Annotated in this window: 16 protein-coding genes and 1 pseudogene; 3 read left to right on the top strand and 14 right to left on the bottom strand. The window is 63.0% G+C overall.

Annotated elements, in window-relative coordinates; all coding sequences use genetic code 11:
- Positions 1 to 90: 90 nt before the first annotated feature.
- The gene (locus tag FHT79_RS01705) at positions 91 to 903 is read left to right on the top strand and encodes a TIM barrel protein (RefSeq protein WP_097622418.1); all 813 of its coding nucleotides are present in this window, start codon (positions 91 to 93) and stop codon (positions 901 to 903) included.
- A 93-nt stretch (positions 904 to 996) separates the two neighbouring features.
- On the opposite strand, the gene cobM is transcribed toward FHT79_RS01705, so the two are convergent.
- Positions 997 to 1755 carry a precorrin-4 C(11)-methyltransferase gene (cobM, locus tag FHT79_RS01700; protein WP_028758292.1) on the bottom strand — a complete coding sequence of 253 codons (759 nt, stop codon included), beginning with the start codon at positions 1753 to 1755 and terminating at the stop codon, positions 997 to 999.
- A gap of 4 nt (positions 1756 to 1759) precedes the next feature.
- Positions 1760 to 2992 carry a precorrin-6y C5,15-methyltransferase (decarboxylating) subunit CbiE gene (gene cbiE, locus FHT79_RS01695; protein ID WP_183902903.1) on the bottom strand — a complete coding sequence of 411 codons (1233 nt, stop codon included), beginning with the start codon at positions 2990 to 2992 and terminating at the stop codon, positions 1760 to 1762.
- On the opposite strand from cbiE, the gene FHT79_RS01690 reads away from it, so the two are divergent.
- Entirely contained in the window at positions 2991 to 3761 is a 771-nt protein-coding gene (locus FHT79_RS01690) for a cobalt-precorrin-6A reductase (protein ID WP_183902902.1), read from the top strand. The genes cbiE and FHT79_RS01690 overlap by 2 nt on opposite strands.
- Here the strand turns inward: FHT79_RS01690 and FHT79_RS01685 are convergent.
- The 12 genes and pseudogenes from FHT79_RS01685 to FHT79_RS01630 form a co-directional block, all read right to left on the bottom strand.
- Positions 3725 to 4489, bottom strand: coding sequence for a precorrin-3B C(17)-methyltransferase (locus FHT79_RS01685; protein WP_047611991.1), 765 nt, complete (start codon positions 4487 to 4489; stop codon positions 3725 to 3727). The genes FHT79_RS01690 and FHT79_RS01685 overlap by 37 nt on opposite strands.
- Complete coding sequence (locus FHT79_RS01680; protein ID WP_028758288.1) at positions 4486 to 5217, bottom strand: precorrin-2 C(20)-methyltransferase; 732 nt, start codon at positions 5215 to 5217, stop codon at positions 4486 to 4488. Before FHT79_RS01680 ends, FHT79_RS01685 begins: the two co-directional genes overlap by 4 nt.
- Positions 5214 to 5846, bottom strand: coding sequence for a precorrin-8X methylmutase (locus tag FHT79_RS01675; protein WP_025570630.1), 633 nt, complete (start codon positions 5844 to 5846; stop codon positions 5214 to 5216). Before FHT79_RS01675 ends, FHT79_RS01680 begins: the two co-directional genes overlap by 4 nt.
- Positions 5847 to 5848: 2 nt before the next feature.
- Positions 5849 to 7231 carry a precorrin-3B synthase gene (gene cobG, locus FHT79_RS01670; protein WP_183902901.1) on the bottom strand — a complete coding sequence of 461 codons (1383 nt, stop codon included), beginning with the start codon at positions 7229 to 7231 and terminating at the stop codon, positions 5849 to 5851.
- Positions 7232 to 7304: 73 nt separating this feature from the next.
- A complete protein-coding gene (gene cobF / locus FHT79_RS01665) occupies positions 7305 to 8069 on the bottom strand; it encodes a precorrin-6A synthase (deacetylating) (protein WP_097622423.1) in 765 nt (254 codons plus the stop codon).
- Between the two features lie 178 nt (positions 8070 to 8247).
- A pseudogene (locus FHT79_RS01660) lies at positions 8248 to 8392 on the bottom strand (helix-turn-helix domain-containing protein); the annotation flags it as partial.
- A 226-nt stretch (positions 8393 to 8618) separates the two neighbouring features.
- Entirely contained in the window at positions 8619 to 9518 is a 900-nt protein-coding gene (locus FHT79_RS01655) for a carbohydrate ABC transporter permease (protein WP_097622424.1), read from the bottom strand.
- 23 nt (positions 9519 to 9541) lie between these two features.
- The gene (locus FHT79_RS01650; RefSeq protein WP_028758286.1) at positions 9542 to 10474 is read right to left on the bottom strand and encodes a sugar ABC transporter permease; all 933 of its coding nucleotides are present in this window, start codon (positions 10472 to 10474) and stop codon (positions 9542 to 9544) included.
- Between the two features lie 82 nt (positions 10475 to 10556).
- Positions 10557 to 11861, bottom strand: a complete 1305-nt coding sequence (locus tag FHT79_RS01645; protein WP_025570636.1) for an ABC transporter substrate-binding protein — start codon at positions 11859 to 11861, stop codon at positions 10557 to 10559.
- Between the two features lie 153 nt (positions 11862 to 12014).
- A complete protein-coding gene (gene ugpC / locus FHT79_RS01640; protein WP_183902900.1) occupies positions 12015 to 13082 on the bottom strand; it encodes a sn-glycerol-3-phosphate ABC transporter ATP-binding protein UgpC in 1068 nt (355 codons plus the stop codon).
- 173 nt (positions 13083 to 13255) lie between these two features.
- Positions 13256 to 14242, bottom strand: a complete 987-nt coding sequence (gene denD, locus FHT79_RS01635; protein ID WP_183902899.1) for a D-erythronate dehydrogenase — start codon at positions 14240 to 14242, stop codon at positions 13256 to 13258.
- Between the two features lie 21 nt (positions 14243 to 14263).
- Positions 14264 to 14992: an FCD domain-containing protein gene (locus FHT79_RS01630; protein WP_183902898.1), complete on the bottom strand. Its 729-nt coding sequence runs from the start codon at positions 14990 to 14992 to the stop codon at positions 14264 to 14266.
- A gap of 176 nt (positions 14993 to 15168) precedes the next feature.
- Between FHT79_RS01630 and FHT79_RS01625 the strand changes: the two genes are divergently transcribed.
- Positions 15169 to 15438 carry a hypothetical protein gene (locus FHT79_RS01625; protein ID WP_063475742.1) on the top strand — a complete coding sequence of 90 codons (270 nt, stop codon included), beginning with the start codon at positions 15169 to 15171 and terminating at the stop codon, positions 15436 to 15438.
- The last annotated feature ends 41 nt before the right edge of the window (positions 15439 to 15479 follow it).

The raw sequence follows: 15479 nt of genomic DNA, 5'->3' as shown, positions 1-15479 counted from the left end.
TGGATTGCGACGCGAATTCCGATAGAGATTCGCTGACCCATTCACGAGGACCGCTCCGCCGTGACGCGGAGATCAGGAGGAGAACCAGTCATGACTACGATCCGTTTTGCGCTCAACCACATGGCCGCCCCGTCGCTTGCCATCGACGATTTTTTCGCGCTGGCCCAATCGCTCGGCATCGATGCCGTCGAGATCCGCAACGACCTTTCCGGCAATGCCATCCTTGACGGCACCAAACCCGAAACGATCAAGGACGCGGCTGCCCGCCATGGGCTGACGATCATCTCGATCAACGCCCTGCAGCGCTTCAACGAGTGGAACGCGACCAGGGCTGCCGAAGCGCAGGAACTGATCGACTATGCCAGCGCGTCGGGCGCCAAGGCGCTCGTCCTCGTTCCGAAGAACGACGGCACCGGCTGCGCCGATGGCGAACGGCAGGCCAATCTGCGCCGGTCTCTGGCGGCGCTGAAGCCGATGCTCGAGAAGGCCGGCATCATCGGTCTCGTCGAGCCGCTCGGTTTCGAGATCTGCTCGCTTCGCTCGAAGACCGAGGCGGCCGAGGCAATCAGGGAGCTCGGCGCGGAATCGACCTTCAGGCTTGTCCACGACACCTTCCACCATCACCTTGCCGGCGAAGCGGCGACCTTCCCTGAGCTGGCCGGCCTCGTGCACATCTCCAGCGTCAGTGATCCCACAGTTTCCGTTGCCGAGATGCGCGATTCCCATCGCGTGCTCGTGGACGGCGACGACCGGCTCGATAATGCCGGGCAGATCAGAGCGCTGCTGCAGGCTGGCTATAAGGGTCCGTTCTCTTTTGAGCCCTTTGCAGCGGAAGTTCATGCGGTCAAGGACCCGGCCGGGGCGCTTCGCACCAGCATGGACTATCTCAGCGCGCGGGTTTGAGACCTGAGTGAAACGTCGCCTGATACTGTTTTTGGTGTCAGGACGGCGGGGGAACGATTGTCACGATACGCTGGCGCGGCCAATCGCTTGAAGTTATTCCCTGCCTCTGAACCGGCGTTGATAGGCCGGATCATAAAGTGAACTCTCGCGGAAATCCTCGGCCGCGAGCGAAGGGCCGACGAAGATGATCGCCGTGCGTTCGATCGGTTCGACCGCAACCTTTGCTTCGATATCGGCAAGCGTGCCGCGCAGGATGCGCTCGTCCGGCCAGGAGGCCTTGACGACAATGGCGACCGGGCAGTCGACGCCGTAAAGCGGGGTCAATTCCTCCACCACTTGGCTCAGCGCATGGATGGCCAGATGGATCGCCAGCGTGGCGCCCGTCGCGCCGAATTTTGCCAGCGTCTCGTCGTTCGGCATCGGTGATGCGCGGCCGGAAACGCGGGTCAGCACCAGGCTCTGCGCCACTGCCGGGATCGTCAGCTCGCGCCCAAGCGTCGAGGCGGCGGCGGCAAAGGCTGGAACACCTGGCGTCATCGTATAGTCGATGCCGTGTTTTTGCAGCCGGCGCACCTGTTCGGCCACCGCACTCCAGACGGAGAGATCGCCAGAATGCAGCCGGGCGACATCCTGGCCGGCCGCGGCAGCGCGAAGATATTCCGCCTCGATCTCGTCAAGCGACATCGGCGCCGTATCGACGATGCGTGCGCCCGGCGGACAATATTGCAGCAGTTCGGGCGAGACGATCGAGCCGGCATAGAGACAGACCGGGCATTGGGTGATGAGATCGCGGCCGCGCACCGTGATCAGATCCGCAGCACCTGGGCCAGCGCCGATGAAATGCACCGTCATCTCGTCATCCTTTCGTCCAGCGCCACTGCGTCACCGGCATCGCCGGCCGCCAGCCGCTCATGCCGCCGACGGGCTGGGCGCGCGATATTTCGATCCGCGTGAGGGAGCCGCCGCGTTTGGCATGTTCGCCGAGCAGCGCGGCTTCCATCTCCAGCGTCACGGCATTGGCAACGAGCCGCCCTCCCCGCTTCAGCGCGGCGATCGCAGTCTCGATAACACCCGGTTCGCTGCCGCCGCCCCCGAGGAAAATCACATCCGGTTCCGGCAGGCCCTTCAGCGCGAGGGGCGCTGTCCCTTCGACAACGGCAAGATGCGGCACGCCGAAGGCGGTTGCATTGCGGGCGACCCGTGCGGCCCGCTCCGGCGATTGCTCGACAGCGATTGCCTTCAGACTGGGATCGGCGAGCATCCATTCGATGCCGATCGAGCCCGCGCCGGCGCCGATATCCCAGAGCAGTTCGCCGTGACGCGGCGCGAGCGCCGAAAGCGTCATCGCCCGGATTTCACGCTTGGTGATTTGTCCGTCATGCTCGAACAGCTCGTCCTCGATCCCTGCAGCATAAGGCAGGATGCGAGCCCCCTCGCCTGCCGCAACATCGACGGCGCAGACATTCAGAGGATCGATGTCCACGAGATCGAAATCCGCCGCCACAGCACGTCTTTGCCGCTCCCGCGCGCCGCCAAGCGCCTCGAGCACGGTAAGCTGCGACTGACCGAAGCCGGTCGCGGCAAGCAGGGCAGCCAGATCGCCTGGCCCCTTTTCGTCCGAGGTGAGCGCGAGGATGCGCCGCCCGGGATGCAGATGCGGCCGGATCAGGTCGATCGGCCGGCCATGCAGCGAGACCGTCGCGACCGCCTGCAGCGGCCAGCCAAGGCGGGAGGCAGCAAGGCTGAATGCCGAGGGCGCCGGAATGATGCGCATCTCGTCCGCCGCCGCGTGGCGGGAGAGCGTCGCGCCGACGCCGTAGAGGAAGGGGTCGCCGGAGGCGAGCACGACAACAGGCGTGCCGCGCCTTTCAAGAATGGCGTCGACCGAGCGTTCGAATGGGCTCTGCCAGGAAAGCTTTTGGCCTGATATCAAGGAGGCCGCGAGTGCATGATGGCGCGCACCGCCGAAGACCGCACGTGCTGCCGCGATCAGCCTCTTCGCCTCCTCACCCAACCCTTCTGGACCATCTTCGCCGATGCCGATAATAGTCAGCCAGCGCTGGCCGGACGCAGGAGAGACATCAGACATGGGAAGACCCCGCATCCTGATCCTGGGCGGCACCAGCGAGGCGCGCTTGTTGGCCGCGGCGCTCGCGTCGCGCGACGATTGCGATGTTATGCTGTCGCTTGCCGGACGCACCGAGAAACCGGCCGTACAGCCTGTTCCGGTCCGCATCGGCGGTTTCGGCGGCGCTGCCGCACTCGCCGATTTCCTGACGGCCGGCGGATATCATCTGCTGATCGACGCCACGCATCCTTTTGCCGAACGGATTTCGGCCAATGCCGCTTTTGCCGCTGAGGTCACCGATATCGCAGCGATCGCTCTGCGCCGTCCCGAATGGCAACGCGAAGCCGGCGATCGCTGGCGGGAGGTTCAGAGCATTCCGGCGGCTATCGAAGCGCTCGGCCCTTCCCCCCGCCATGTCTTCCTGGCGACGGGCCGGCAGGGCGCGCATCATGCGGAAGCCGCGCCGCAACATCACTATCTCGTCCGCAGCGTCGATCCTGTCGAGCCGCCGCTTGCGCTTGATCATGTCGATTATCTGCTTGATCGCGGTCCGTTCACGCTGGAAGGCGAATGCGATCTCCTGAGGCAGCACCAAATCGACGTCATCGTCGCCAAAAACAGCGGCGGTGCCGCCACCTATGCGAAGATCGAGGCAGCCCGCCTGCTCGGCATCGAGGTGTTGATGGTCGCGCGTGCCCCGGCATCCGCGGTCACGGCGGTCGACACTGTCGAAGCGGCGCTGGCAGCGATCGATCACCTATTTCCTCCCGCCATGAAACGCGGGGTATAGACGAGGTCCAGCCTGCCCGGCCGCGCGACGACGCGTGTCTCGGCGGAGCCGATGATGATGCAGGTCGCCATATCGGCAATCGACGCGTCCGCTTGCGACAGCTGCTGTAATGCGATGCGTTCGTCCGGGCGCCCGGCGGCGCGCCCGAAAATAACCGGCGTTGTTGCCGGCAGATGGTTGCGCAACAGCTTGAAGGCATCGCCGAGTTGCCACGGCCGCGCCCGGCTGATCGGATTGTAGAGCGCGATGACGAAACCCGCTTTCGCCGCCAGCTCAAGGCGGGTTTCTATTATATTCCAAGGCTTTAGATTATCAGACAGCGATATGGCGCAGAAATCGTGGCCAAGCGGGGCGCCGGCTCTTGCCGCCACGGCCAGCATTGCAGTGATGCCGGGCAGAATGGTGAGATCAACCGAGCGCCAGGCGGCCGGCCCGTTCTCAATCGCCTCGCAGACGGCGGCGGCCATGGCAAAGACGCCGGGGTCGCCGCCGGAGACGACGCAGACTTTCGCGCCGTCAGCCGCCATGGCCAGGGCTGCCCCCGCCCGGTCGAGTTCCTCGCGATTGTCCGAGGCATGGCGCAGCTGATCGTCGCGGAGTTGCAGCCTGTCGAGATAGGGTCCGTAGCCGAAGAAATCCGTTGCCTGGTCGACGACGGCCAAAGCCTCCGGCGTCATCTGCTCGGGATTGCCGGGGCCGGTGCCGATCACGAAAAGCCTGCCGCTCATCGGCTCGCCTCCCAGCCAGGCACCAGCACGAGCGAAAAATACGGCGCATCGCCATCGCTCCTGTCGGCAAGCTTTTCCATCGCGGCATTGGCCATGGTGCCGCGCTCGACATAGACGGCTTCCGCAAGCCGGCCGGCTGCCGCCAAGGCCCGGCGGATCTTCGGCAGATTGCGGCCGACCTTCATGATGACGGCGGCTTGCGTGTCGGCAAGACGACGTGTCAGCTCGGTTTCCGCCATCGTACCCGGCAGTACGGAAAGCACATCGTCACCCTGGACGATCGGCATGCCGGCCAGCGACCAGCAGCCCGACATGGCGCTGATGCCCGGGATCACTTCCGTCGGGTAGCGCTGGGAAAGTCTGACATGCAGATGCATATAGGAGCCATAGAAGAGCGGATCGCCTTCACTGAGAACGGCGACTGTCAGCCCGGCATCGAGATGGTCGGCCACCGACTTGGCGGACTGATCGTAGAATTCAGTGATCAGCCTCTGGTAGCGTTCGTCGTTCTTGTCGATCTCGGTGGTCACCGGATAATAGAGCGGCAGCAGCGTCACCCCGGATTTCAGCAGCGGTTCGACGATCGCCTTGCCGTTGCCGCCCCTGCCCTGTTTGGCGAAATAGGCGATGACGTCAGCGGCTTCGATGGCACGCACGGCTTTGAGGGTGAGGAGCTCCGGGTCGCCGGGACCCGTCCCGACGCCGATGAGACGGCCGCTTGTGGTCATAGGCCGGGCCTCGCCAGTGCATTGATGGCGGCTGCCGTCATGGCGCTGCCGCCGAGCCGGCCGCGGACGATGGCGAAGGGGACGCCGTAGGAATTCTCCGCCAGCGCATCCTTGGATTCGGCGGCACCGACGAAGCCCACAGGCATGCCGAGGATCGCCGCGGGTTTCGGGGCGCCGTCGCGTAGGAGTTCGAGCAGATGGAAGAGGGCGGTCGGCGCATTGCCGATGGCGACAACGCTTCCGCCGAGCCGATCGAGCCAGAGATGCATGGCGGCGGCCGAGCGGGTATTGCCGGTCTCGCGTGCAAGCTCCGGTGTCGCGGGATCACGCAGCGTACAGATCACCTCGTTCAGCGCGGGCAGCCGCGCCCGGGTGACACCATGGGATACCATTTCCGCGTCGCAGAAGATCGGCGCCCCGCCTTTCAGCGCATCGCGCGCCGCGCCGACGACATCGGCGGAGAACAGGAAATGCTCCGCCGCCTCGACGAGCCCGCAGGCATGGATCATGCGCACGGCGATTTCGGCTTGATCTTCGGTAAAGCGCGAAAGATCGGCCTCGGCGCGGATGATCGCAAAGGAACGCTCGTAAATCGCGTCGCCGCTGCGGATATAATCGTAGTCTGGCATTCCTATTCCTGTCGCAGCGCCTTTGAAACGCCGGTTGTGCCAAGCCGTTTAAGGCAGGCCGCGGCCGATTCGCCAGCGCCTCGGTTGTCTTCGATGGAGCGGGCGAGCCTCTCTATAGCGAAATCGATCCGACCGCCAGCGATCCGTTCGTCCGGCCGATCCGCAGCAAGCCCATTGAGGATGAGGTCATAACCCTCCGGCGAGCCCGTCAGGGTCAGCGCCGGCCGCGCATGGGCGCAGCCCTTGGCGCAGCCGGACAGATGCAGCGTCAGCGAACCGTCGAAGAGGGCAGGTGCCGCAGCGATGATGCGGCGCGCCAGAGTTCTCGTCTCGTAGAAGGCGGAGCCGCAGGCGCCGGCGCCGGCGCAGGCGGCGATATGCTCGCTGTTGTCGCCGGGTTGGGCGCTGAAGCCAAGTCTGGCCGCGGCAATCTGCATAGCCGGCACTGTATCAGCCGGAAGTCCGATCAAGAAGAAACCGCGACCGGGCGCAAGCCGGATGGCTGTCGCGCCCTGGGTCTCTGCGAGATCGAGCAGGGCGGAGAGATCGGACGTCCGCATCTGTCCGAATTCCGGCCTGACGCCGAGCAGGGTTTTGCCGTCGGCAAGCCTGTGCGGGCCGGAAAGCGGCACCCCTGCCGCGCGGGACGGAAAGAACTGAATACCATCCATAGTGGGAAAACGAACCCGCAGCAGCGCCGGATCGATATCGCGTGCCCGCTTGCCCTGCCCGAGATCTGCCAACAGGCTCAGAATGTCGCCGACGGCCGATATCGCCGCCTGCGCAGAACCGATCGCGACCGGCGTTGCGCTTTCACCGTCGCCATTGATCGCCACAAGCCAATCTGCGGGGGATTGCGCGACAATACGGATATCAGCGGAAAGCGCCGCCAAGCCGAAGGCTCCCCCGCCGTCGACGACGAGCGATAGTTTTGGCGCGAGCCGTGGCGAGCGAAGCTGATCGCGGAGCGTGCGGCGCAATGCCGTTTCCATTGCGGCCGGATCGTTTATTTCTTCCGGATCGATGCCGTGCAGCGGCGAGATCTCGATCGCCGGCCCCTCCGGCACAACAATGCCGGCGGCATCGATATCGGCAGCGAGCGGTCCGACCGTCTCGGCGCTGAGCCCGCGGATCTGCAGATTGCCGCGTGCGGTGATTTCCAGAATGCCGTTTCCATGAACTGCGGCTAAGCGGGCAAGGCTTGCAAATTGCGGCAGCGTCAACGCGCCGCCGGCTGGCCGCAGCCGCACCAGCAGGCCGTCGCCGGTCGGCATCGGCGCTGACAGGGCGGGGCAGGCGCCGCGTGCGCGCATTTTTGCTGCCAGGTGATCGTGCAGATCCGACTCGCCTGTCCTGTTGTTTGCCCTTGCGGCCTCAACACTCATTCTCAATCCTCTGAGCATTTCTTACATGATCGCGGCCGGGCCGGCAAAGCATGAGAGAAACGGGTCGGAACGGCTATTCCTCGAAATCGCATCCCTTGCGCAGGAGATAGATGTCCATGATCCAGCCGTGCCGCTGCCTGGCCTCGGCCCTCAGCGTCACGATGTCGGCGGCGATATCGCCAAGCCGGCCCGATCTGACGATTTCATCCTGGGTGCCGAGATAGGCGCCCCAGAAGATCTCGGCATCGGGATCGTCGATCTTGGCAAAAGCCTGTTCGCCGTCGAGCATCACGATGGTGCTGTCGCTCCGAAGCCCGTCCTGCGCCAGCCGGCGCCCCGTGGTGATCTCGATCGGCTTGCCGACGAGGTTGATCGGGATCCTGTGGCTGGCAGCCAGGGCCTGGATGCTGGTGATGCCGGGAATGACGGTGTAATCGAAATCCAGGCCGCTTTCCCGTCGCACGCGTTCGATGATGCGGATCGTGCTGTCGTAGAGACTGGGATCGCCCCAGACGAGAAAGGCGCCGCTGCCCTCATCCGGCAGACTAGCGATCAGCTCTCCATAGATACCGGCGATTTCGCCATGCCAGGCATCGACGCTTTGCGCATAGCTCCTCTCTGCCGTCTGCCGTTGCGGCACAGCGAACTCCGAAATTCGGGCAGCTGGCCGCGTGATATAGCGTTGGCAGATCTCGCGGCGGATATCGGCAAGTTCTTCCTTGCCGGCGCCCTTGACCGGCAGGAAGACCACGTCGGCCGCGTTCATGGCGTTGATCGCCTGTATGGTGAGGTGCTCCGGGTTGCCCGTGCCGATGCCGATGATTTGGATATGCTTCAAGCGGATGCTCCCTTTGCGTCCTGGCGGTCTTGCCGAAAAAGCCCGGTCGTCGCAAGGGCGGAGCGGGAGTTGGCCGCGCCAACCTGAAGCTCCTCCGCGACAAGCTGCTTCCGCCGCTCTCGCAGAAGACACTGCGAACGTTCTTCTACGGCGAGGCGACACAGAGGATCGATGTACAGGCCTGCAACAGCCTGTGCACCTGACTTCGGTTGAGCCCAAGCAGCTCAGCGGCCTGGACGACGCTCAGGCGCTGATCACGGATCGTCTGAATAAACTTCGAGGCGATGCAATTCTTTATGCGACATGGTGGTCAAACAGGGCATCAAGATTCCGACCCCTTATGGTCTCGACCGGGCTGGAGGTCGTCATCCTTGCGCTCAACGTTGACCTTGATCAGAACGTCGAGAGACGAGACTGTCGCATCTCTAAATAGCCCCTACACGAATTAGCGGCGTAGCAAGTATTATCGAACAACCACCCCGGGACGCTGGTTTCACTGCGAGCGCGCAGTTTGCGCATCGTTGCCACGCAGCGAAATCCAGCGGATTGCTATTCCTTCACTGCACCGGTCATCGAGGAGACATAGTAGTCCACGAAGAACGAATAGAGGATGACCACCGGCAGCGAGCCGAACAGTGCACCGGCCATCAGCGCTCCCCATTCGAACACGTCGCCGCGCACCAGTTCGGTCAGGACGCCGACCGGAATGGTTTTGTTTTCCGATGACTGGATGAAGGTGAGCGCATAGATGAATTCGTTCCAGGACAGCGTGAAGGCGAAGATGCCGGCCGAAATCAGCCCGGGGACGGCCAGCGGCAGGATGATCTTGGTGAGGATCTGCCACCTGTTGGCGCCATCCACCAGTGCGCTTTCCTCCAGCTCGAAGGGGATCGAGCGGAAATAGCCCATCAGCAGCCAGGTGCAGAAGGGAATGAGGAAGGTCGGATAGGTAAAGATCAGCGCCAGCCGCGAGTCGTAGATCCCGAGCTTGAAGACGATGAAGGCAAGCGGGATGAAGAGGATCGACGGCGGCACGAGATAGGCGAGGAAGATCACCAGGCCGACCGATCGGGAGCCGGTGAAGCGGACGCGCTCGATGGCATAGGCGCCCAAGACTGAGGCCACCAGCGAGAGGAAGGTGGAGCAGACCGCCACCAGCATCGTGTTCCACAGCCAGCCCGGATAGGAGGTTTCGAGGAACAGATATTTGATATGCGCGAGCGTTGCTCCCACCACCCAGAACGGGCTGTAATTGGTATAGTCGGTCAGCTGCTCGTTCGGCTTCACCGCAGTGATCGCCATCCAGTAGAACGGGAAGAGCAGCACGAAGACGAAGATGGCCATCGGCAAGTAGAGCATCACGATCCGCCGTGGCAGGCGGTTCAGATAGCTCATGCCTTCGGCATTATCGGTCAGGGCCTGATCGGCGGTGTTGGAATGTGTCGACATCGATATTCTCCTAATCTTGGCTCCTAATCCTGGCCGCCCTGCTGCCATTTGCGCCGTTGCAGGCCGAAGAAGCTGAACATGATCGCGCCGAGCAGGAAGGGCACCATGGCGACCGCGATGGCCGCCCCCTCGCCGAGTTGGCCGCCGGGAATGCCGCGTTGGAACGACAGCGTCGCCATCAGATGCGTAGCGTTGACCGGCCCGCCCTTGGTCAGCACGTAGATGAGCTGGAAATCGGTAAAGGTGAAAAGCACCGAGAAGGTCATGACGACGGCGATGATCGGCGTCAGCATGGGCAGCGTCACATAGCGGAAACGCTGCCAGCTGGTGGCGCCGTCGAGCGAGGCAGCCTCCTGCAGCGATGCTGGAATGGTCTGCAGGCCGGCAAGCAGCGAGATCGCCACGAAGGGAATGCCGCGCCAGACATTCGCGACGATAACGGAGATGCGCGCATTGATCGGGTCGCCGAGGAAGTTGATCGGTCCGCTGATCAGCCCGAGCTGCATCAGCGACCAGGAGATGATCGAAAACTGGGAATCGTAGATCCACCAGAAGGCGAGCGCCGAAAGCACCGTCGGCACCACCCAGGGAAGCAATACGATTGCCCGGAAGAAGGATTTGAACGGCAGGTGCTGGTTGAGCAGCATCGCCAGCCAGAGGCCGAGCGCGAATTTCAGCACGGAGGCGACGAAGGTATAGAGAACGGTGTTGAAGACCGACAGCCAGAAGACGCTGTCGTCCATCAGGAACTGGTAGTTCTCCAGTCCGATGAAGATGCCGTCGCGACCGATCCTCGTATCGGTGAAGCCGAGCCAGACGCCGAGCCCCAGCGGATAGGTCAGAAAGCAGACGAGGAATACTGCCGCCGGCAGCATGAACAGGAAGCCGAGCACATTGTTGTTCTGCAGGAGCGAAGAGACCGGCCCACGTCTATCCCCCGAATTTGCCATCGACATTGCTTATCTCCCAGATCGCCTTTTGAACCCCCAGATCTTGCGGCATGCCGAAGGCCGGCATGCCGCTTGTTCGAGGTGTGGCTCAGACGCGATAGTAGCGGTTTGCCCGGCGTTCGGCTTCCTTCATCGCATCTTCCGGCGACATCTGGCCGGTAACGGCCGCCGCATACATGTCGACCAGAACGTAGTCGGCCATGGTTGCCGCCGAGGCATAACCGAGCGGGCCGGCATAGCCGTTCGGACGCAGCTTTTCCGAGGCGCGCGCATAGGGCGCGTGGACCGGATCGGCTGTCCAGATCGGGTTCTTGGCGAAAGCCTTGAGCGGCTGGCAGCAATAGGCGCTGGAGCCCTGGATCCACGCATTCATCTGGTCGGCTTCCATCATGAACTTGATGTAGGCCTTGGCCGCTTCCGGATATTTGCTGTGCTTGAAGAGAAGCAGCGAACTCGTCTGGCAAAGTTCCACGCTCTTGCCGACAGGACCAATCGGGAAGTTCGTCGTGCGGATGTCCTTGGCGATCTCGGCGAGCTTCGGGTCGTTCTTGGCGGTGTAATAGACCGAGACGCCGTTGGCGATCAGCGAAACCTGGCCGGCGAGGAAGGCGCGGTTGTTGTTGACGTCCTGCCAGCTTTCGGTGCCGGGGATGAAGGTCGCATAGAGCTCCTTGGCATAGTTGATCGACGCCAGCGTTTCCGGGCTGTTGATCGTTACCTTGCCGCTTTCGTCGACCATCATGCCGTTATGGCTCCACAGCAGCCAATGGGCATAGTTGTTGCCGTCGCCGACTGCCTTGCCGTGCGGGAAGCCGGCCGGCGTGCCCTTTGCCTTCATCGCCTTGCAAAGCTCGAGGAAGCCTGCGGTATCATTGGGGAATTCGTTGAAACCGGCAGCCTTCACGTGGCTGTCGCGATAGACGACGGCATTGCCGATGGCCGTCAGCGGCATGGCGATGAAGGTGTCGCCGCGTGTGGCATAACCCTTCACGCCGTCGTACCAACCCTCATACTTGTTGCCGAGATAATTGCCGAGTTCGGTCAGATCGACCAGCTTGTCGGGATATTGGTGGGCGTCATCGAACCAGCACATGATGAGATCGGGGCCGGAGCCGACATTGGCGGCGACGGCGGCCTTCGGGCGGATGTCCTCCCAGCTTTCCTTGTCGATGCGCACCTCGACGCCGGTCGCTTCGGTGAATTTCTTGGTGTTGGCAAGCCATGCCTCCTCGTCGCCCTTGACGAACGGTGTCCAGCGCAGCAGGCGAAGGCTGGCGCCGCTTTCCGGCGTGTAAGTCGGCTCGGCCTGCGCCAGGGATGGCCGGATGCCGAGGCCGGCGGCGCCGGCGACGGCAGCCGAGGCGGCAAGAAAGTCACGTCTTCTGATCCTCATGAGATTCCTCCTCATCAAAAAAAGCGGGTACGAACTTGCCGGCACTCACCTCCCCGCTTGGTGAACGCCGCTCATTGCATCCCTGAGAGGGGATGTGTGCCTGCCTGCAGGCAACGAGAGGGCTCCTCCGCCCCGCGCCGCCGCCGGCCGGCCTCAGCCGGTCAATCTCCGGCCGCTCTCGGCATCGAAGAGATGAACATGCGCGGCGTCGATCGCAACGCGCAGGGTTTCGCCCGGTCGCGCGTTGACGCGTTCGCGGAAGACGCAGCTGAGGTCGCTGCCGCCGAGCTTGAGGATAAGATGCGTCTCGTAGCCGGTCGGCTCGATCACCACGATTTCACCGGGCAGGCCATTGGCATCGAGCAGGATGTATTCCGGGCGAAGCCCATAGACGAGATCGCGGCCGATGGCGTCGGCGGGCGGATTGGCGACCGGCAGCGCGGTGCCGTCGGGTGCCCTGAATCGTGTCGGGTTCTCCGGATCGAGCCGGCCCTTGATCATGTTCATCGCCGGCGAGCCGATGAAGCCGCCAACGAAGAGATTGGCCGGTTTGTCATAGAGCTCGAGCGGCGTGCCGACCTGCTCTACGACGCCGTCATGCATGACGACGATCTTGTCGGCCATGGTCATCGCTTCGATCTGGTCGTGGGTGACGTAGACTGTCGTCGTTTTCAGCCGCTGGTGCAGCTCCTTGATCTCGGCGCGCATGGCGACGCGCAGCTTGGCGTCGAGATTGGAGAGCGGTTCGTCGAACAGGAAGACTTCCGGATCGCGCACGATCGCCCGCCCCATGGCGACACGCTGGCGCTGGCCGCCGGAAAGCTGGCGCGGATAACGGTCGAGCAATTTGTCGAGGCCGAGGATGCCGGCGGCATATTTCACCCGCTTCTCGGCTTCCGCCTTCGGCGCCTTGTTCAGCATCAGCGAGAAGCCCATGTTTTGCTGCACCGTCATATGCGGATAGAGCGCATAGTTCTGGAACACCATGGCGATGTCGCGATCCTTGGGCGGCAGCGTATTGACCACGCGCCCGCCGATCTTGATCTCGCCGCCGGAAATGTTCTCAAGTCCGGCCAGCATCCGCAGCAGGGTGGATTTGCCGCAACCCGACGGGCCGACCAGGATCACGAACTCACCGTCGGCGATATCGATATCCACGCCTTTGATGACCGGAAATGCACCGAATGATTTCCGCACATCCGCGAATTGAACGCCTGCCATACTCTCTCCTCCCAGATATCGAGCGCTACGTGCTATGTATTCGTATTGTCGTTATGTCTTGCCGGCGGCCGCAATCTTCTCTCTCAAGTTCTTCAAGCACGGCAATCCCGCATCTGTGGGGGTGCCTGGTCAGGCCCCTGCCTCATGATCCGGCTCGCGCCGTGTCCCCAACCTCATCGGGATGCACCCGGAGCATCTTCGGCGAGGTAGACCTCGATCAGCTCGTCGACGCTGCTTTCGGCGGTAAATCCGAGTTGCGCCGCGCGTTGCGGCGTAAAGGATTTCGGCCACCCGGCGACGATCTCCTCAATGACCTCGTCGCGGCGCCGATCGATCAAATCCGCCGCTTCGGGGCCGGCGGCACGGCGCAGCGCATCAATCTGGTCGGCAACGGTGGCGGCAACCCCTGGCATGGTGAGCGTGCGCCGGACACCGAGCGACGCTGTATCGAGCGTGGCGGCATGGATCAGGAAGCTGACGGCCGAACGCGGGCTCGCCAGCCAGTGCTTGACCGTTTCTTCGACCGGCAGAACGGCACGCTGGCCTGCGAGCGGTTCCCGCAGGATTCCGGAAAAGAAGCCCGATGCGGCGGCGTTCGGCGCGCCGGGGCGGATGACGATGGTCGGCAACCGAATTCCGATGCCGTCCACGAAGCCGCGGCGCGAATAGTCGGCAAGCAGAAGCTCCGATATCGCTTTCTGGACTCCGTAGCTGGTGAGGGGCGCCAGCACGTAATCGTCGGGAATGGGATCGGGAAACGGCGCGCCATAGACCGCGATCGACGAGGAGAAGACGAAACGGGGGACATAGGCTTGGCGACTGCCTTCCCGGCGGATCGCTTCCAGCAAGGCTCGGGTGCCGTCGAGATTGACCCGATAGCCGAGGTCGAAATTGCGCTCGGCTTCGCCGGAAACGATCGCGGCGAGATGGAAGATCACATCGGCCCGACCCGCCGCAAGTGCTGCCGCTGCGTCGCTTTCGGAAATATCGGCCGCCAGCGCTTCCGCCGGCACGGAGATGTCGGCGGGCACCGGCGGAGGCGTTACATCCACAAGGGTCATGCGCGTGATTGTATCGCCGCCGAGGGAACCGCTGCGCCCCAGTGTGGCGGCGAGCTTCCGGCCGATCATTCCTCCCGCGCCGATAATGAGAATATGCATCGTGTTTCGCCTCCCTGCGAACTACGAGAAGAGTAACTTGGTCGTCGTATAAATACGGGTTTCGTGGATTGCGAAGGCCGCGGCCGCAGCATCCGGGTCCCGCGTCTCCAGGCCGGCAAGGATCATCCGGTGATCGGCGATGCTGGTGGCGATGCTTCCGGGCTGCGATACGACGCGCCTTCGGTGGCTGAGAAGATAGGAATAGAGGTCGGCGGCCATATCAGCCAGCACCGCGTTGCCGCTGGAACGGTAGATAGCGGTGTGAAATTCCCGGTCACATATCAAAAAACGGACAGGATCGTCACAGGCGGCCTCCTGTGCTGCGATCGACTCGCGGAGATAATCAAGCGTCGAGGGCTCCATCTTGACCGCGGCAGCCCTGACGACCTGCGCTTCGATGAGAAGTCGCGCCTCATGAACATTGTCGAGACTGTAGGCCGCAATGTCGCGATACCGCGCAGCCTGGACAGCCAATTCGCCGACATCCTCCGATGCCACCACGGTTCGGGTCCCATGCGCGACGGAGAGAATCCCATGCGTGGAAAGGATGAGGATCGCGCCACGGACGGTCTCGCGGCTGACCGACAGCGCGGAAGCCAATTCGCGCTCGCTTGGCAAGGGATCGCCCACTTTGAGGATGCCCGTCGCTATGAAGGTCGCAATCTTCTGGACGACGAAGTCTTTCATCGACTTCTTCGGCGCTCCGCCGAGCGTCGCAACGTCGTCTTCGAGCATTGCTCGAACATCCATTGCTTTCCCCCTCCCCGCGCTCAGGTCTACTGGTCCGGTAAGTGGACCAGTAGACCTGAGCGCAAGAGGCTTGTCAATGCAGCACGTCATGATCGGCCGAGCATCCTCGCCTTGACGATGACCCCTTCCGCACGGTCATCCAGGCGTTATAGTATGGGGAAGCAAGAGCGAGCGTGATGACGGGACAAGATACAAGCCACCTCCTGGAACGGATGACGATCGTCGGTGATCTCGAGGCCGCCTCCTTTGTCCCCTGGATCCGGCGCCACGCCGCCAAGCTTGGGCTGTCGCACACCATCTCTCATACGAGTCCCATGCGGATCGAACTTGAGGTTGGCGGGCCGGAGGAGCTGATCGACATGATGGAGATGGGATGCTCTCTCGGGCCTATCGACGTATGGGTCGAGAGCATAGAACGCACGACGATCATCGGCGAAAGAGCCTAGTACCGGCTACCGTGTATTTTGCGCCGTGCATATTATTTACT

The sequence above is a fragment of the Rhizobium sp. BK212 genome (genome assembly GCF_014197475.1).
GTDB classification, from domain to species: domain Bacteria; phylum Pseudomonadota; class Alphaproteobacteria; order Rhizobiales; family Rhizobiaceae; genus Rhizobium; species Rhizobium anhuiense.
Note: the sequence above shows the minus strand (reverse complement) of the source record. Positions and strands in the feature narration are given on the sequence as shown.